Here is a 16,663-nt window from a genome sequence, read left to right as displayed (position 1 = left end):
GGGTTTATGACGGTTTTGGCCGAATGACTTTGCCGGCATCCGGCCAGCAAAGGGCTGGCCAGTGCGCTGTCTGCAGGTTGGCCGACGGTGCCGGTCATGCGACTACAGACCCTTGCCGGTCGTGGTCGGCGAGTATCTCGCGCACCATCGGAACGACCTTGCTGCCATAGAGTTCGACCGCCCTCAGGCGTGCGCTGATGGGCTGGGCTCCGGAGCTGAAGATCAGGTCGAACCTGCCTACCCCCATCGAGGACACGGTGCGCGCGATCCTTTTCGCAACGGTTTCAGCCGAGCCGATGTACATCGAGCCGTGCTGGGTCTCCGCCTCGAACTCCTCACGACGGACGGCTGGCCAGCCGCGGAGGGCACCGATGCGGTCCCGCACCACCTTGTAGTGGGGCCAGAAAATCTCCTTGGCTTGCTCGTCCGTGTCGGCGATGAATCCCGGCGAGTGCATTCCTACCGGCCACGCTGTCGTGTCGAACTGACCTGCCGCCTGCTTGTAAAGGTCGATATAGGGCACGAACCGCTCCGGCTGACCACCGATGATGGCGAGCATGAGGGGGAACCCGTACTTCGCCGTGCGGACCACGGACTGGGGAGATCCTCCCACCCCCACCCACGTGCTGAGGCCGCCCTCGGTCTTGGGGTACACATCGGCGTCGACCAGGGGAGCGCGGACGGTGCCGCTCCACGAGACCGGCTTTTCCTTGAGGAGCCGGGCGAAGAGCTCAATTTTCTCCTCGAAGAGCACATCGTAGTCGCTGAGGTCGTAGCCGAAGAGGGGGAACGACTCGGTGAAGGAGCCCCGGCCGAGTATGACCTCAGCACGACCGTTCGAGAGGGCATCCAGGGTGGCGAACCGCTGGAAGACCCGCACTGGGTCATCGGAGCTGAGCACCGTCACCCCCGATCCGAGACGGATACGGGACGTGCGGGTGGCCATGCCAGCCAGCACGGTTTCGGGGGCGGACACCGAGTACTCAGGACGGTGGTGCTCGCCTACCGTAAAGACATCGACGCCCAGCTGGTCTGCCATCACCGCCTCGTCCACCAGCTGCCTGATTGCACGGGCGTGGCTGACGGGCGCCCCGGCGTCGTCCGTGGGGACGTCACCGAAGGTGTCCAGCCCGAAGATGACTTCGCTCATGGAGACTCCTCTAATTGACATGTCAATGATGTAATTGACGCGTCAATCATTGCGCCGTATGGTTGACTTGTCAAGCGAAGGGCATGGGTTGATGAATCACAGCAGGAATGGCGCCAGGCGGAGCCCTAATCCCGCCGAACTGGCGGCGTGGCGCGAGTATGTCGAGACGGCTGAGGCCATACGGCAGGCCTTGGCCTCAGGGCTGCAGTCAACGTCCGGAGTGTCACCCGGTGACTATGCCGTGCTCCTGGCCCTGAGCGAGGCTGACGAACGCCGGCTTCGGTCCTCGGTACTCGCGGAGAAAATCGGCTGGGAGCGCAGCCGGTTGTCGCACCACCTAGGTCGCATGGAAACCCGCGCGCTCATCCGCCGGCACCGCTCGGGTACTGACAGCAGAGGAGCAGAGGTTGAGCTTACCGACGAGGGAGCCCGGACGTTCCGCAGTTCATCAACATCACACCTGCGCCTTGTCCACCGGCTCTTCGTTGAGGCACTGACGCCCGAGGAACTCGAAGCAGCCCAAGGGGTCGCGACCAGCCTGCGCCGCCACCTGCAGCAGATCTCCTCGACCCAAGACGGAGGCCAGGTCCATGAGTAACCTCGAGAGCGTACCCCAAGAGATCATCTGCGCCGAGGGCGATATGGCCGCCCCGGTTGAGCTGCTGGCACCGCGGGAGGTTCCGCTGGGCGGTCCACGCGCCATGCCCGTGCGCCGAACCCTTCCCCAGAAACAGCGCAGCCTCATCGGCGCCTGGTGTTTCCTGGACCACTACGGTCCGGACCCCGTTCCCGAGCACGGAGGCATGCGGGTCCCGCGCCATCCCCACACCGGGCTTGCCACGGTGAGTTGGCTGTTCAGCGGCAACGTCGCCCACCTCGACTCTGCCGGCCACGAGGCAATTGTCCGGCCCGGCGAGGTCAACCTCATGGTGGCAGGACGGGGGATCTCGCACCAGGAGTTCTCCACACCCGATACCCGAGTGGTGCACGGTGTGCAGCTGTGGTTGGCCCTTCCCGAAGCAACCAGGAACATGCCCCCGACGTTTGAGCACTACGCCCCGGAGCCGGTGCGGGGAGAGGGCAGCGAATTGCGGGTTTTCCTTGGCTCGCTGGCCGGCTCCTCGTCTCCTGTGGCCAGCTACACCCCGCCGCTGGTGGGCGCCGAGGCCGTGCTCCGCGCTGGTGCTCGGCTGGAACTGGAGCTGGATCCTTCATTCGAACATGGAATCCTGCTCGACACCGGCGACATGTTTCTGAACGGGACGCCGATGGCCGTTGACCATCTGCATTACCTGCGCCCCGGACGCGGCAGTGTCATCCTTGAAGCGGGGCAAAGACCGGGAAGGGCAATGATCCTCGGCGGGGAACCCCTGCAAGAGCAGATCGTCATGTGGTGGAATTTCGTGGGCCGCTCCCATGATGAGATTGTGGCTTACCGGACAGCCTGGCAGACCGAGATCGGGGCCGAGCCCGCGCCCACTCCAGCCGGCGGAACCTACTCTGACGGCGCCCCGAATCCCCGCTTCGGGCCGTTCCCGGAGGGAAATCCGGCACCGCTGCCCGCCCCCGTCCTGCCCAATGCCCAGCTGCGTCCCAGAGGCTGACAGGCTAGTCCGAAAGTTCATTGGAGTCGAACAGCCCGCTGATGAGGTCGCTCAGATGAGACCAGTGTTCACCGGACAAAGTGGCCGCCGCTTGGGCATCTCCCAGTTCACAGGTCAGGATGAGTTCTTTGTGGTGCTTGATGGTTTCCTCGCCGCCGAGGAGTCCGGAGAACTTGCGGTAGAGGATACGGTGCACCTGGGGATGCAACTGTTCGACAACGCGGGCGATGACGGGATTGCCGGCCGCCTCAATGATCACGTGATGGAAGGCATCATCTGCAGCTAAAGCCTTGGAGACGTCCTGCCTGTCCACCGCCGCGGCGAAGTTCCTGTTCGCCTGACGCATGGTGCGGAAGTCCCGCTCAGTCAGTCGAGGCACGGCCGTCTCCACGGCCAGAGAGTCCAGGGCTTTGAGAACAGCAAGGGTTGCTGCGATGTCATGGTGATTAAGTGTCGAGACTCGGGTGTACACGCCGGGTTTGGACTCCACCAGTCCGCTTTCCACCAGCCGCGTGAGCGCTTCCCGAACAGGCGTTCTGCTGAGTCCGAGCATTTCGGCGAGTTCGGCATCCTTGATCTTTTCGCCAGGAACCAGGTCGCCGCGGACGATTGCATCGCGCAGCCGCTCGTAGGCTGCCTCACTCATTTTGGGTCGGTCAACGGTGCTTTGGCGGACTAGCGGCATATTGCATACTGTACGCTGCATCACGCAGTGCGAGCCCTCTTTGCACCACTGATTCAGCGAGAATGCGGGCAGGATCGACGAAGGGCACGGCGATGTCAGCCGCTGCCAAACCCACGGGAACCTCAGTGCAGCCGCCGATAATTGCCTGCGCCCCGGCATCCATAAGCTCTTGAGCGGCACGGACCAGTTGCGACTTGACCGCGAGGCCGCTCTGCCCTCCCTTGATGCCGCGAATGGACGCCATGACCAGATTCGCTTGGGACTGAGGGCCGGGCGAGAGAACCTGGATGCCCTTCTTTGCCAGCGAGGCCTGATAGAGGCCGGCCTTCTGCGTGCCCGTAGTGGAGAGCAGACCCACACGCTGAATGGTGGGCTGTAGCAGATGGATGCGGTTGGCCGTTTCCTCGATCATGTGGACGATCGGGAGATCCACTTCTACCTCTACCTTGGCGAGGAAGGCGTGTGCGGTATTGCAGGGAATGGCGAGCATCTCTGCGCCTGCCTCCTGCAGTAACTTGGCGCCGGCGATCAGCGCCGGCGTTGGATCCGCTCCTTGCGCGAGGAGGGCCTCCGTCCGATCAGGGATGGTCGGATCCGACCATATGAGCACTTGGAGGTGTTCCTGGTCAATGGTGGCCGGCGTTGCCTGAACCAGCTTGAGGTAAAAGTCCGCGGTGGCGGCAGGTCCCATGCCCCCGAGGATGCCAACCACCCTGCGGCGTCCCGCAGGGCGTCGCATGCGAACTCCACGTGGTGGAGGGGCTTTGATGCTGGCTTGGCTTGGAGCCTGTCTCAAGGTGTCAATCGGCGTGGTCATGATGGTTCTCTTCATCGAGCAAGGCGGCGGAACATGTCCCCTCCAATATATTGCACACTGCGTATTGCGTACAGCTCTGAGGGAAGATACTTGCCGTACTGGCCTTCTGTGGCCTCGTCAGGCCTTTCGGCGCCGACCCGCTTGCTCTACGAGTTCGGCCAGCCACGGGCGGTGCCCCTGATGGAACACCATCCCTTCGGGCAGCCCCTGGACAGATGGGACGGAATCGGCGATATCGATGGTGATCCTGCCGCCGGCCATGGGCGCGTTAGTGATGTGGAGGTTGCCGAAGGACTCCGGGAGTACGGGTTCCATCCAAACGCCACCGCGGGAAACATGCGCGTCGTACCTCATCAGGCTCGTCACCAGCTGGATTGGTGTGGTCGCAGCCCAGGCCTGTGGCGAGCACGCCGTCGGATAGGGCACCGGCTCGGCGAACTGCTCCCGGTTGAAGCCGCAGAACAGCTCGGGCAGGCGGCCGCCAGAGTACTCGGCCGCCTCCAGCAGCGCCGTGGTGATCCTCTGTGCCTCCGCCACGAAACCGTAGCGCAGCAAGCCGGCCTGGATGATCGCGTTGTCATGTGGCCAGACCGATCCGTTGTGGTAACTGGCGGGGTTATAGGCGCCCATATCGCTGGCCAGCGTACGCACGCCCCAACCGCTGAACATCTCCGGGGACATCAGCCGCTCGGCCACGAGCGGCGCCTTGTCCGCGTCCACCAGGCCGTGCCATAGGCAGTGGCCCATGTTGGACGCGCAAGCGTCGACCTGCCGCTTCTTTCCGTCCAGCGCGACGGCGTAGTAGCCGCGCTCCGGCATCCAGAACTGCTCGTTGAACCGTTTCTTGAACTGTGCCGCTTGATCCGCAAGTTCGTCGCCCAAAGCCGTCTCACCGGCGTCGTACGCCATCCACGCGCGAGCCATATACGCGTCGTAGACATAGGCCTGCACCTCGCAGAGGGCGATGGGCCCCTCAGCCAGACGGCCGTCGGCGAAGTTGATGCCATCCCAGGAGTCCTTCCAGCCCTGGTTGATGAGACCTTGGGGGTTGAGGCGCTCATACTCAACGAACCCGTCGCCGTCCTTGTCGCCGTAATCACGTATCCACTCCAGCGCACGGTCCGCGTGAGGCAACAGGGCTGAGATGGTGTCCGCGGCGAATCCCCAACGGCTGACTGCTCCAAGGACAATCACAAACAGGGGTGTCGCGTCCACACTGCCGTAGTAGGAGGACTTTCCGCCCAGGGACAATCCGCTGGAGACGTCCAGCCTGACTTCATGAAGGATCTTGCCCGGCTCCTCCTCGCTCATCTCATCCACCACGCTGCCTTGACGGTCCGCCAGGGTCTGCAGCGTGCCCAAGGCCAGAGACGGATCCACCGGCATCGCCATGATGGAGGCCCACAGCGAGTCCCGTCCGAACAGGGTCATAAACCAGGGCGCGCCAGCGGCCACCACCACCCGGTCCGGATGGTTTGGATCCTCGATCCGAAGGGCGCCCAGGTCGTCATAGCTGCGCCGCAGAGTCCGCTCGATGGAGCGGTTTCCCATGTGCAGCACTGGAATCTTGGCAACCCATTCCCGTCGCCGCAGGTCCCGGGGGGACAATTCGTTGCCCTCAGGATGGACGAATGACGGCGGCGGAGGACTCGCTGCCTCGGTGCTGGGCACTGCGGTGAGCACCGTGCTCCACTGGCTGTGCGGCGCGACGGACACACGGTACGTCAAGGCATCCTTCGTGACATCGGCCCCGGGAGCCTGGACAAGAAGGCCCTTCCGGATGTCCTGCCAGGCAGCCGAGATGGTCAACGAATCACCGTCCACGTCCCGGGTTTCTTTCCAGCGCCGCTGGATCCGCGCGTCCTTCACCTCGAACAGATCCGCGAAATCCGCCTCAACCCGAAGTGAGATCAGGCATTCGGCCGGCTCCAGGGAGTAATTGCGCACGGTGACCTGCTCCTGGATGCCGGCTCCCACTTCGCGCAGCCTCTCCACGATCAGCGGGCTGTCGGCATATCCATCCGAGCGGGGCACGCGGCCGGCAAACAGGGCGCGGTACGGTTCCTTCGTCTCCGCGGCCAGCGGCTCAAGTGGCTGGCCGTTAATGGTGAGGATCCAGCCGGACAGGATGCGGGTGTCGAGGTAGAAAACACCATGTGGATGTTCGGAATGGATATCGCCGTTCTGCAAGGAAATGCAGAAAGACGATCCCTCGACCAGAGTAACTGTTCCCGCCCCCAATGGCCCGGCCGCGGTGTCAGCGTTCCATCCAGCCATCGCGGGCCCCCTCAAGAAACCGACGCCATCGTGCCTTGGCCCTGTTGGTCAGGCGTTTGTGCCGCCGCCGCCAATTCTCCAATTGACGCTACGCTTGCTTACTCCCCGACGCCAGACCCCCTCACGACGGCATTCGACGGCACTGGCGTTGATCCAGGAGCCGGTCCAAAGGCTGGCTGAAACCCTACCCGATCAACAAACTCAGCGCCTCGGTCAGGTGTTCCACTTCCCGCACGGAGAAGCCGGCCGGGATGGGGCCGGGACCGTTGTGGCTGGCCGGGACCACGGCGTGCGTGAAGCCCAGCCGGTGGGCTTCCTGGATGCGCTGGTTAATGCCGGGCACCGGCCGGACTTCCCCGGCCAGGCCTACTTCGCCGAACGCGATCAGGCGGACGGGCAGGGGTTTCCGGGCCTTGGCCGAGGCCACGGCCAAGGCAACTGCCAGGTCCGTGGCGGGTTCGCTGAGTTTCACGCCGCCCACCGTGGCCACGTAGGAATCGTCCTTGTGCAGCAGGCAGCCTGCGCGCTGCTGCAGCACGGCCAGCAGCATGGACACGCGTGAACTGTCCAGGCCGCTGGTGGCCCGGCGGGGCTGCGAGTTGGGGCTTTCAGCAAGCAGGGACTGCACCTCGGCCAGCAGCGGCCGGCGGCCTTCCATGGTCACGGTGATGCAGGTGCCGGAGACCGGCTCCTTGGTCCGGCTGACAAACAGCCCGCTGGGGTCAGCCAGGCCCACGATGCCGTCCTCGTTCAGGTCGAAGCAGCCCACATCGTCGGTGGGCCCATAGCGGTTCTTGACCGCACGCAGCAGCCGGAGCCTGGAGTGCCGCTCGCCTTCGAACTGGCACACCACATCCACCAGGTGCTCAAGCAGCCGCGGTCCCGCAATGGAGCCGTCCTTGGTCACGTGGCCTACCAGCAGCGTAGTCATGTTGCGCCTCTTGGCCGACGCGATAATGGACGCGGCCACCTCGCGGACCTGTGAAACACCGCCGGCGCTGCCGTCCACGTCAGCGCTGCTGAGGGTCTGGACCGAGTCCACGATGAGCAGCCGCGGTTCGATTTTCTCCACCTGGCCCAGGGCCTGCCCCAGGTCCGTCTCCGCGGACAGATAGAGGGAATCCGCGACGGCGTCGATCCGCTCGGCGCGCAGCTTCACCTGCGCTGCCGACTCCTCACCTGTCACGTATAAGACGTCCTGTGCGGTGCGGGCGAATTTGGCGGCAACGTCCAGCAGCAGGGTGGACTTGCCCACGCCAGGCTCGCCGGCCAGCAGGATAACGGCACCCGGCACCAGGCCTCCGCCCAGCACGCGGTCCAACTCATCAACCCCGGTAGGCAGGAAGGCTGCTGTGGTGGCGTCCACTTCGGCGATCCGGCGGGCGGGCTCCAGAACCGTTGTTGCCGCCGTCGTGCGCGCGACGGCGGCGCCGGTTTCCTCCACCGTGCCCCAGGCCTGGCACTCGCCGCAGCGGCCCACCCACTTGACCGTGGTCCAGCCGCATTCGGCGCACTTGTAGGCGGGCGCCTTGGAGGCCCGGGAAGTCTTTGTTGCCATGGGTTCCACCCTAGCGGCGGGGGCGGACATTCAAGCGCGCGCCGGCACCGCCGCCCGGACGCGAAAGCCAGCTACAGCGCGGGAAGCACGTCCCGTGCCTCGCGCGAATCCATTCCGGTGGCTTCCAGCAGGTCCACCATGAGCGGCCGGAACAGCATCACTACGGTCTCGCCCTCCAGCCGCTGGACCTCCAGGAGCTTGGGGTGCAGCCGCAGCGCGATTTCGCTCAGGTCCTGCCGGGCCGTCCGCAGGTGGGCGCGGCGGACGCCGTCGTGCGTCTCGGCAAGGCCGAGCGAGAGCTCGTCGATGGCGGCAGCGGTCTCCTCCAGCACCTCGGCGATGTTCCCATTGGCCTCATCGGACAGCGCAGCATGGTTGATGGCGCTGGTCAGCCGGCGCGCAAAAACGCGGCTGTTACGGAGGGCCAGGTCGATGAAATCCAGCGACTGATCCAGCCGGTCCAGCTCATCCCGGTGCCTCCGATAGGCCGGTGCCAGGGTGGCCACCTCACCGGAGGCACGCAGCGACTGGCGCATGCCATCCACCAGCGGCTGGCAGTTCCTGCCCCGGATCAGCGCATGCCATGCCTGGGTGGAGTCGCTGTCGGTCAAGGCGCTTGCGCATTCCCGCAGCACCTCGGCGAGTTCATGCAGCAGGTTCTGGACGTCCTTGCGCGGCTCCCGGCGGGGATCCTTGGGGATCAGGATGGTGACCAACAGGGCGCACAGCCCGCCCACAACTGCGTCAAGGCTGCGGGTGAAAGGCCCGCCGTCGGGCGCTGGCAGCAGCACCACCAGCAGCGACTGCAGCCCCAGCTGCGTGGTGAAGAGGGTGCCGCTGTCCAGGAACCGGGCGAGCAGGATGGAGAACAGAAGAACGACGGCGGCCTGCCAGATTCCGGCGCCCAGCCAGTGGAGGAGCAAATCACCGACCGCTATGCCGATGGTGCAGCCAAGGCCCACCTCCACTACCCGGCGCAGGCGCGGATCGCGGGAAAACCCCAGCGCGAGCAGGGACGACGTGGCGGCAAAAAGCGGACCGGAGTGTCCCAGCACGTACTCGGCGAAGGCATAGGCCCCCACCGCGCAGACTGTCATCTGGATGGCCGGAAGAAGTGAATTGCGGCTTCGGATCAGGCCGGTGCGGATGCGGCCGCGAAGGAAGCGTCGGCTTGCTGAGAGTCCTGCTGCGGCGGCCATGCGTTCCAGTCTATTCACCGGCGGCGCACTACGGCCGGACATGTGATGTACGCAATGGTGACGCTGCAGATGTAAGCCAATATCCCGCCGTCGTTAATTTTCCGTTCACTTTGGGCCGCCCGTCCCGTTACCTGCGGCCCATAAATTCGTAGGAGGTACACAACGTACGCATCGCGCTGTAGGGCTTCTCCGGCCCTGCCCGCAACTGAATAACCCTGGAAGGGGTACATCTAGTGAAGGCACTCCGCTTCGGCCGCCACGCGGCTATCGCTGTTATCGCAGCCGGCGCACTCGCGCTCTCCGCCTGCGGCTCAGACAACGTCACGGGCGCGCCGCCTGCAGGCAACCAGACTTCAGCCGGCCCCAAGGTCACCGGCACGCTGACCGGCATCGGCTCCTCCGCACAGGGTGCGGCCATGGATGCCTGGAAGACCAGCTTCGCATCCGCCAACCAGGGCGCAACCGTCCAGTACTCGCCCGATGGCTCCGGTGCAGGCCGAAAGGCACTCCTGGACGGTTCGGCACAGTTCGGCGGCTCGGACGCCTACCTGAAGGATGACGAATACGCATCCTCCCAGACCGTCTGCGGCCCTGACGGCGCACTCAACATTCCGGTCTACATCTCCCCGATCGCTGTTGCGTTCAACCTCCCGGGCATCACCGAGCTGAAGCTTGACGCCCCCACCGTGGCCAAAATCTTCCGCGGCGAAATCGCCACCTGGAATGACCCGGCCATCGCTGCCCTCAACCCGGGCGTAACCCTTCCGGACACCAAGGTCACCCCGGTGAACCGCTCCGATGACTCCGGAACCACCACCAACTTCACCGACTACCTTGCGGCCGCGGCCCCCGAGGTCTGGACGGACACGTCCTCAGGCATCTGGCCGGCAACCCTGCAGGGTGAGAACGCCAAGGGGACCTCAGGTGTGGTCAAGACCGTCACCGACACCCCGGGCGCCGTGACCTACGCTGATGACTCTGCCGTCAGCGGCAAGCTCGGTGTCGCGCAGATCAAGGTAGGCGAGTCCTTCACCAAAATCTCGGCCGATGCAGCAGCCAAGGCCGTTGACGCCGGCAAGCCCGTTGAAGGCCGTACTGCCAACGACCTGTCCATCAAGCTGGACCGCAAGACCAGCATTGAGGGCGCCTACCCAATCGTCCTGGTTTCCTTCCACGTTGTCTGCTCCGCCTACGACAAGCAGGAAACTGTTGACCTGGTGAAGGCCTTCGAGAACTATGTTGTTTCGGAGGAAGGCCAGCAGGCGGCCGCTGACTCCGCCAAGTCCGCACCGCTCTCCGCCGCACTGGCCGAGAAGGCCAAAAAGGCCATTGATACCATCAAGGTCAAGTCCTAGTACCTGATCCTGAACCGAGTTCCCTGCCCTGCCGCAAGGCGGGGCGGGGAACTTGGCTTTGCCAGCAGTAGCCGCCAGTTTTCAGCACCATAACAACCGAAGGGCCGCCGAATGTCCGCCACCTCCCTGAGACCTTCCCAGGGCGCAGGCCGCGCCGGAGACAAAGTCTTTTCCGGAGCAACCCTGGCAGCAGGGTGCCTGATTCTTGCCGTCCTGTTCGGCGTTGCCCTGTTCCTTGTGATCCAGGCCATCCCTGCGTTGACTGCGCCAGCCGCCGAGATCCAGGGTGGTGCGGGCTTTTTCGCCTACATCTGGCCCATTGTCATCGGCACGCTCATCGCCGCAGTCATCGCGCTGGTGATCGCAACTCCGATCGCCATCGGAGTTGCGCTGTTCATCTCCCATTTCGCTCCGCGGCAGCTCGCGTCCGGCCTGGGCTACGTGATCGATCTCCTGGCCGCCATTCCCTCCGTGATCTATGGGGCCTGGGGCGCGGCATTCCTGGCCCATGAGATCTCGCCGGCCTATAACTGGCTGGCCGCAAACATGGGCTGGCTGCCCATCTTCCAGGGTCCGGCCTCCGCCACCGGCAAGACCATCCTCACCGCAGGCATTGTGCTCTCGGTGATGGTCCTGCCCATCATCACGTCCCTGAGCCGGGAAATCTTCCTGCAGACCCCCAAACTGCATGAGGAGGCTGCCCTTGCACTGGGTGCCACCCGCTGGGAAATGATCAAGATGGCTGTCCTGCCGTTCGCCCGCCCGGGCATCATCAGTGCCGTGATGCTGGGACTGGGCCGCGCGCTGGGCGAAACCATGGCCGTTGCCCTGGTGCTCTCCTCCGGAGCCCTGACGGCCAGCCTGATCCAGTCCGGCAACCAGACCATCGCGGCCGAAATCGCCCTCAACTTCCCGGAAGCCAGCGGGCTGAAGGTCAGCACCCTCATTGCCGCCGGCCTGATCCTGTTTGTGATCACCCTGGCCGTCAACATGGTTGCCCGCTGGATCATTACCCGGCACAAAGAATTCTCGGGAGCAAACTAAATGACCTCCACCGTCACCCCCGTGCGCAGCAAGCGCTCGGCCCTCACCAAGGGCCAGCTGCCCAAATACGCGCCGTACGTTGTGCTGGCCGCCGCCCTGATCGCCGGCGCAGCAGTCCTGGCCCTGATCGGCTTCAACGCCTTCGGCTGGGGCATCCTTTCCGCCATTCTCTTTGCCGTCGGCCTCGTCAGCTGGAGCGCCGCCGTCGAAGGCTCCCGCAAAGCGAAGGACAAGCTGGCCACCTGCCTGGTGGTTGGCTCGTTCCTGGTCGCGCTGCTCCCGCTCATCTCGGTGATCTGGACCGTGCTGGTCAACGGCATCCCCGGCCTGATCAACCCGGGTTTCCTCACAAGTTCCATGAACGGCGTCACCGGCGTCTTCGACAACCGCGCTGTTGAGGAGGGCGCCCCTGTGCTGGGCGGGATCTACCACGCCCTGATCGGGACCGTCCAGATCACGCTGCTGGCCACCATCATCTCCGTCCCTGTTGGCCTGCTGACCGCCATTTACCTGGTGGAATACGGCCACGACGGCCGGCTGGCCCGTGCCATCACCTTCTTTGTTGATGTGATGACCGGTATCCCGTCCATCGTGGCGGGACTGTTCTCAGCCGCCTTCTTCTTTGCTGTGGTGGGACCCGGCACCAAGACCGGCGCCGTGGCCGCCGTCGCGCTTTCCGTCCTGATGATCCCAGTGGTGGTCCGTTCCAGCGAGGAAATGCTGAAGATCGTGCCCAACGAGCTGCGCGAAGCCGCCTACGCCCTGGGCGTGCGCAAGTGGCGCACCATCCTCAAAGTGGTGATCCCGACGGCGATCTCCGGCATCGCGTCAGGCGTCACCCTGGCCATCGCGCGCGTCATCGGCGAGACGGCCCCCATCCTGGTCACCGCAGGGTTTGCCACGAGCATCAACAGCAACGTGTTCGGCGGCTGGATGGCGTCCCTGCCTACCTACATCTACACGCAGATCCTGAACCCCACCTCGCCGGCGAACCCGGACCCGTCCTCGCAGCGGGCCTGGGGCGCGGCCTTGGTGCTGATCATCCTGGTGATGGTCCTGAATCTTGGCTCCCGTCTGATCGCCAGAGGCTTTGCCCCCAAAACGGGGCGATGACCCCCGGCACGGCGGGGCATTCCGGTCAGCCCGGCCAGCGCATAAACTTCAGTCCATACCCCCAGCAAGTGAAGGAACATCATGTCTAAGCGGATCGACGTCAAGGACCTGAATGTCTACTACGGCAATTTCCTGGCCGTGGAGGACGTTACCATCAACATCGAGGCCAAGTCCGTGACGGCATTCATCGGCCCCTCCGGCTGCGGAAAGTCCACTTTCCTGCGGACCCTGAACCGCATGCACGAAGTACTGCCTGGTGCCCGTGTGGAAGGCGAAGTGCTGCTGGACGGGGACAACCTGTACGGACCAGGCGTGGACCCGGTCACCGTGCGATCGCAGATCGGCATGGTGTTCCAGCGGCCCAACCCGTTCCCCACCATGTCCATCCGTGACAACGTGCTGGCCGGCGTGAGGCTGAACAACCAGAAGATCTCCAAGGGCGAGGCCGATGCCCTGGTAGAGCGCTCCCTGCAGGGCGCCAACCTCTGGAACGAGGTCAAGGACCGGCTGGAGAAGCCGGGCTCAGGCCTCTCGGGCGGCCAGCAGCAGCGCCTGTGCATCGCCCGGGCCATCGCCGTGGAGCCGCAGGTGATCCTCATGGACGAGCCGTGTTCGGCGCTGGACCCGATTTCCACCCTGGCCATTGAGGACCTCATCAACGAGCTCAAGGACCAGTACACCGTGGTGATCGTGACCCACAACATGCAGCAGGCTGCACGTGTTTCGGAGAAGACCGCGTTCTTCAACATCGCCGGCACCGGCAAGCCCGGCAAGCTGATCGAATACGGCAACACCCACACCATGTTCAGCAACCCCACCCAGAAGGCCACGGAAGACTACGTCTCCGGCCGCTTCGGGTAACCCCTAACCCCCTGTGCATCGATTGCTCCGTAACCGCCTTTCTGGCCGCCCAAAAGGGCGTTCTTGGAGCAACGATGGGGGTTAGGCGCCGCCCAGCGGTGAAAGGGCCAGCCCCAGCACAAACGCGCCTGCCGCCGTTGCAGCCGGCGTGAGGATCCAGAGCTTCACGATCAGGATCACCAGCTTCCGGTTTGTCACCGAGAAACTCTGGTTCTCTCCGGCGCCCAGTACGGCGGACGTGACTGTGTGCGTGGTGGACACGGGCCAGTGCAGCCCGATGGCGCCGACGAACAGAATCACCGCGCTGAAGATCTGGGCCACCGAGCCCCGCAGCGGGTCGATCCGGGTGACCTTATAGCCGATCGTGTGCGAGATCCGCCAGCCACCAAAAAGAGTTCCGGCGGTGATCATCACGGCGGAGAGCAGGGCCACCCACACGGGGATGGTGCCGCCGTCGGCGTACCCTGCTGCCAGCAGGGCCAGCAGTAGCACGGCACTGACCCGCTGGCCGTCCTGGAGGCCGTGCCCGAAAGCCACCGCGCCGGCGGCGATGGACTGGCTGCGGCGGAAGCGCTGGTTGATGACATTGGTCTGGTCATAGCGTGCCGCCCACGTGACAGGGAAAACCAGCAGGAACGCGCCGCTGTAGGCCACCAAGGGCGACAGCAGCAGCGGCAGGACAACCTGCAACAGCAGGGACTCGTCCACTCCGCCCACACCGGTGCCGCCCAGAGCCGCGCTGGCGAGGCCGGCGCCCGCCAGTCCTCCCACCAGGGCATGGGTGGAGGACGCCGGGATGCCGCGCCACCACAGCAGGACGCCCCACGCGAAGGCGCTCGCCAGGCCTGCGACCAGAATGCTGAGGCCGTTCACACCGCTTGGCAGGGTGATCCAGTGTTGGCTGACGGCAACGGCCAGGCTGGCGCTGAGCAGAGCTCCGAGGAAGTTGAAGAACGCCGCAAGCAGCACAGCCACGCTTGGCGTGAGTGCCCGGGTGCGGACCGCCAGGGCAACGGACGTGGAGACGTCCCTGAACCCGTTCAGGAAACCAAACGCCGCGGTCAGCAGGACCACGGTGGCGAAGATGATTGCGGTCACCTCAGGATTCCTTGACGATGATGCTGCCCACCTGGGTAGCAACCCTCCGCATGTCCTTGGTGACTTCCACCAGCTGATTGGCGATGTCCCGGTTGCGGGAATACTGCGCCCATTTCATGTCCTTGATCATGTCCGCCACCCACACCCGGTGCGACCGTTCGGCCCGCTTAGCCAGCCGCAGGATCTCAATCCAGTAGTCCTCAAGGTCGTCGAGGTTGTTCAGCCGGCGCATCGCATCCACGGTGAGCTCAGCCTGCCTGCTGATGACCTCCAACTGGTCAGCCGCCCGCTTTGGCAGCCGCTCCAGCTTGTACAGGGCAACCAGTTCGGCCGCGGCATCCAGTTTCTCGATGGCCTCGTTAAGGTAGCGGGACAGGGCGTACATGTCTTCCCGAGGGAGCGGGTTCACGAAGCTGGTGCGCATGTGGGTCAGCAGGGCGAAGTGCAGTTCGGCGGACTTGGCCTCGTGGTTGTGCATGTCCTCCACGAGCTTGCTGTGTTCAGCGGCGGGGACACCCAGGAGCTCTGCCATGGTTGCGCTGGCAAGCACGATCTGACGTGCCATCTCGGAAAGGAGGTTCAGCCCGGCGGGCTCCTGGGGGAAAAGGCGCAGCTTCACGTGGGATACCGGTCTCCGGAGGATGTACTGGGGCGGGAGCCGCCGGCCTTCTGACTTGACTGCGGCCCGCAACTGACCATTACTCTACCGGCCGTGAACAGACCCTAAGAAAATCGGCACAAAAAATGGTGCCGAACCGGATACGCCTCTCGGCGGTAGGCCGCTCTAGGCGGCTAATTGTTGAAGCCCGGGGGTTTCGCGGCTCGACACCAGTTTCAGTGTTCTACGTTGGCTGGCCCAAGTCAACATTGACAGATCGGGCCAGTTGGGTCAGTCCAGCTCGCCCAGGCGCCAGGCGTTGGCCGCGTGCTCAAGGTCCTCCGCTGTCTTCACCAGCTGGTGCGAGTTGCGTGTCAGCTTGCTTGCGTGGGCCTCGTTGGAGTGCTCGGCACCGTCCGCGATGGTCGCCTGGCCGAGTGCCACCACCCGGCAGAACGCAGCGGAACGTTCCAGCGCGACGTCGAACTCGCCGTCGAAAGCCCCGGACAGGATGGCGTCAGCCATGGCAGTCATTTCATCGGCGCCCGGCGGCTCGGCGGCACCCGCGACTACGTTGGAGACCTGCGCGGTGTCCTTGCCTGCACGGAAGTACACAGAAATCCGCTCCGGATCCTGGACTGTAGCCGCCCGCAGGGCGTAAAGCCGCCACAGGGCACCGGGCAGGGACCGCGCCGGACTTTCGGCCCACATCTCAGCGATGGCCTCGAGCCCTTGCTCGTCGGCCAGCTTGACCAGCCGCTCGGTGATGACAGGGTCGTCACTGTCGCGGCCGTGGCGCACCAATGCCTGGGCAGCCAGGTGCGCAGCCTCCGAGACGCGGGCGGGATCCGCACCACCCGCAAACGGCTCGAAGTCGATGGGGGCGAAATGCTTCGGCTTGTGATGCCGATTGGCTCCGCCGTAGTGGCTGGGTCCTGCTTGCTCGCTCATGCCCCCACGCTACTCCTGTGCCGCAGGGGAAATCGAGCATACGATGCTTCAGTTGGCAGGGGGTGGCCTTGGTATTGGCGGGGCAGCATGGCAAGGCTCGGACATACGACGGCGGTGTGCGCCCTCAGTGCCGGAGCTGCCCCGGGTGTGGGGTACAGTATTAACGTCCAGAAATGGACTGGGCTGATCGGTGTTTTTCGCCGTCGGCTGGGGCCTTTAGCTCAGTTGGTAGAGCATCGGACTTTTAATCCGTGGGTCGTGGGTTCGATCCCCACAGGGCCCACTCTTTTAGCGAAGAGTGGAAAACCCCGGTTTCCTGTCACAGGAGGCCGGGGTTTTTTGTGTCCGGCCCA

15 protein-coding genes and 1 tRNA gene are annotated in these 16,663 nt (G+C 64.6%); 7 read left to right on the top strand and 9 right to left on the bottom strand.

What is annotated here, in order from left to right:
* Positions 1 to 94: 94 nt before the first annotated feature.
* Positions 95 to 1,150 (bottom strand): LLM class flavin-dependent oxidoreductase, encoded by a 1,056-nt coding sequence (locus tag QFZ30_RS19215; RefSeq protein ID WP_307078970.1) that lies wholly within the window; start codon positions 1,148 to 1,150, stop codon positions 95 to 97.
* A gap of 91 nt (positions 1,151 to 1,241) precedes the next feature.
* Between QFZ30_RS19215 and QFZ30_RS19210 the strand changes: the two genes are divergently transcribed.
* Positions 1,242 to 1,748: a MarR family winged helix-turn-helix transcriptional regulator gene (locus tag QFZ30_RS19210; RefSeq protein ID WP_307078968.1), complete on the top strand. Its 507-nt coding sequence runs from the start codon at positions 1,242 to 1,244 to the stop codon at positions 1,746 to 1,748.
* A complete protein-coding gene (locus tag QFZ30_RS19205) occupies positions 1,741 to 2,754 on the top strand; it encodes a pirin family protein (protein ID WP_307078966.1) in 1,014 nt (337 codons plus the stop codon). The genes QFZ30_RS19210 and QFZ30_RS19205 overlap by 8 nt, the downstream gene beginning before the upstream one ends.
* Positions 2,755 to 2,758: 4 nt before the next feature.
* On the opposite strand, the gene QFZ30_RS19200 is transcribed toward QFZ30_RS19205, so the two are convergent.
* The 5 genes from QFZ30_RS19200 to QFZ30_RS19180 all read right to left on the bottom strand — a co-directional run bounded on the left by QFZ30_RS19200 (position 2,759) and on the right by QFZ30_RS19180 (position 9,290).
* Complete coding sequence (locus QFZ30_RS19200) at positions 2,759 to 3,400, bottom strand: GntR family transcriptional regulator (RefSeq protein ID WP_307078964.1); 642 nt, start codon at positions 3,398 to 3,400, stop codon at positions 2,759 to 2,761.
* Positions 3,401 to 3,410: 10 nt separating this feature from the next.
* Positions 3,411 to 4,178: an aspartate/glutamate racemase family protein gene (locus QFZ30_RS19195; RefSeq protein ID WP_307078962.1), complete on the bottom strand. Its 768-nt coding sequence runs from the start codon at positions 4,176 to 4,178 to the stop codon at positions 3,411 to 3,413.
* A gap of 195 nt (positions 4,179 to 4,373) precedes the next feature.
* Positions 4,374 to 6,533 (bottom strand): amylo-alpha-1,6-glucosidase, encoded by a 2,160-nt coding sequence (locus QFZ30_RS19190; RefSeq protein ID WP_307078960.1) that lies wholly within the window; start codon positions 6,531 to 6,533, stop codon positions 4,374 to 4,376.
* A gap of 184 nt (positions 6,534 to 6,717) precedes the next feature.
* A complete protein-coding gene (radA, locus tag QFZ30_RS19185; protein WP_307078958.1) occupies positions 6,718 to 8,091 on the bottom strand; it encodes a DNA repair protein RadA in 1,374 nt (457 codons plus the stop codon).
* A 71-nt stretch (positions 8,092 to 8,162) separates the two neighbouring features.
* A complete protein-coding gene (locus QFZ30_RS19180) occupies positions 8,163 to 9,290 on the bottom strand; it encodes an FUSC family protein (protein ID WP_307078957.1) in 1,128 nt (375 codons plus the stop codon).
* A gap of 233 nt (positions 9,291 to 9,523) precedes the next feature.
* Between QFZ30_RS19180 and pstS the strand changes: the two genes are divergently transcribed.
* The 4 genes from pstS (at position 9,524) to pstB (ending at position 13,663) form a co-directional block, all read left to right on the top strand.
* A complete protein-coding gene (gene pstS / locus QFZ30_RS19175; protein ID WP_307078955.1) occupies positions 9,524 to 10,645 on the top strand; it encodes a phosphate ABC transporter substrate-binding protein PstS in 1,122 nt (373 codons plus the stop codon).
* Positions 10,646 to 10,756: 111 nt separating this feature from the next.
* Positions 10,757 to 11,689 (top strand): phosphate ABC transporter permease subunit PstC, encoded by a 933-nt coding sequence (gene pstC, locus QFZ30_RS19170; protein WP_307078953.1) that lies wholly within the window; start codon positions 10,757 to 10,759, stop codon positions 11,687 to 11,689.
* Complete coding sequence (gene pstA / locus QFZ30_RS19165; RefSeq protein ID WP_307078951.1) at positions 11,690 to 12,802, top strand: phosphate ABC transporter permease PstA; 1,113 nt, start codon at positions 11,690 to 11,692, stop codon at positions 12,800 to 12,802. It begins immediately after the preceding gene.
* A gap of 81 nt (positions 12,803 to 12,883) precedes the next feature.
* Entirely contained in the window at positions 12,884 to 13,663 is a 780-nt protein-coding gene (gene pstB, locus QFZ30_RS19160) for a phosphate ABC transporter ATP-binding protein PstB (RefSeq protein WP_307078950.1), read from the top strand.
* A gap of 81 nt (positions 13,664 to 13,744) precedes the next feature.
* Here pstB and QFZ30_RS19155 read toward each other — a convergent pair whose 3' ends face one another.
* The 3 genes from QFZ30_RS19155 to QFZ30_RS19145 form a co-directional block, all read right to left on the bottom strand.
* Positions 13,745 to 14,761, bottom strand: a complete 1,017-nt coding sequence (locus QFZ30_RS19155) for an inorganic phosphate transporter (RefSeq protein ID WP_307078948.1) — start codon at positions 14,759 to 14,761, stop codon at positions 13,745 to 13,747.
* A 1-nt stretch (position 14,762) separates the two neighbouring features.
* A complete protein-coding gene (locus QFZ30_RS19150) occupies positions 14,763 to 15,380 on the bottom strand; it encodes a DUF47 domain-containing protein (protein WP_307078945.1) in 618 nt (205 codons plus the stop codon).
* Positions 15,381 to 15,650: 270 nt separating this feature from the next.
* Positions 15,651 to 16,310 (bottom strand): hypothetical protein, encoded by a 660-nt coding sequence (locus QFZ30_RS19145; RefSeq protein WP_307078943.1) that lies wholly within the window; start codon positions 16,308 to 16,310, stop codon positions 15,651 to 15,653.
* A 210-nt stretch (positions 16,311 to 16,520) separates the two neighbouring features.
* Between QFZ30_RS19145 and QFZ30_RS19140 the strand changes: the two genes are divergently transcribed.
* Positions 16,521 to 16,593 (top strand) — tRNA-Lys (locus tag QFZ30_RS19140).
* The last annotated feature ends 70 nt before the right edge of the window (positions 16,594 to 16,663 follow it).

This window comes from Arthrobacter pascens (genome assembly GCF_030815585.1).
GTDB lineage: Bacteria > Actinomycetota > Actinomycetes > Actinomycetales > Micrococcaceae > Arthrobacter > Arthrobacter pascens_A.
Note: the sequence above shows the minus strand (reverse complement) of the source record. Positions and strands in the feature narration are given on the sequence as shown.

Coding starts and splice junctions, on each gene's coding strand:
- QFZ30_RS19215 (WP_307078970.1), bottom strand. CDS start 1,150: ATGAGCGAAGTCATCTTCGGGCTGGACACCTTCGGTGACGTCCCCACG.
- QFZ30_RS19210 (WP_307078968.1), top strand. CDS start 1,242: ATGAATCACAGCAGGAATGGCGCCAGGCGGAGCCCTAATCCCGCCGAA.
- QFZ30_RS19205 (WP_307078966.1), top strand. CDS start 1,741: ATGAGTAACCTCGAGAGCGTACCCCAAGAGATCATCTGCGCCGAGGGC.
- QFZ30_RS19200 (WP_307078964.1), bottom strand. CDS start 3,400: ATGAGTGAGGCAGCCTACGAGCGGCTGCGCGATGCAATCGTCCGCGGC.
- QFZ30_RS19195 (WP_307078962.1), bottom strand. CDS start 4,178: ATGCGACGCCCTGCGGGACGCCGCAGGGTGGTTGGCATCCTCGGGGGC.
- QFZ30_RS19190 (WP_307078960.1), bottom strand. CDS start 6,533: ATGGCTGGATGGAACGCTGACACCGCGGCCGGGCCATTGGGGGCGGGA.
- radA (WP_307078958.1), bottom strand. CDS start 8,091: ATGGCAACAAAGACTTCCCGGGCCTCCAAGGCGCCCGCCTACAAGTGC.
- QFZ30_RS19180 (WP_307078957.1), bottom strand. CDS start 9,290: ATGGCCGCCGCAGCAGGACTCTCAGCAAGCCGACGCTTCCTTCGCGGC.
- pstC (WP_307078953.1), top strand. CDS start 10,757: ATGTCCGCCACCTCCCTGAGACCTTCCCAGGGCGCAGGCCGCGCCGGA.
- pstA (WP_307078951.1), top strand. CDS start 11,690: ATGACCTCCACCGTCACCCCCGTGCGCAGCAAGCGCTCGGCCCTCACC.
- pstB (WP_307078950.1), top strand. CDS start 12,884: ATGTCTAAGCGGATCGACGTCAAGGACCTGAATGTCTACTACGGCAAT.
- QFZ30_RS19145 (WP_307078943.1), bottom strand. CDS start 16,310: ATGAGCGAGCAAGCAGGACCCAGCCACTACGGCGGAGCCAATCGGCAT.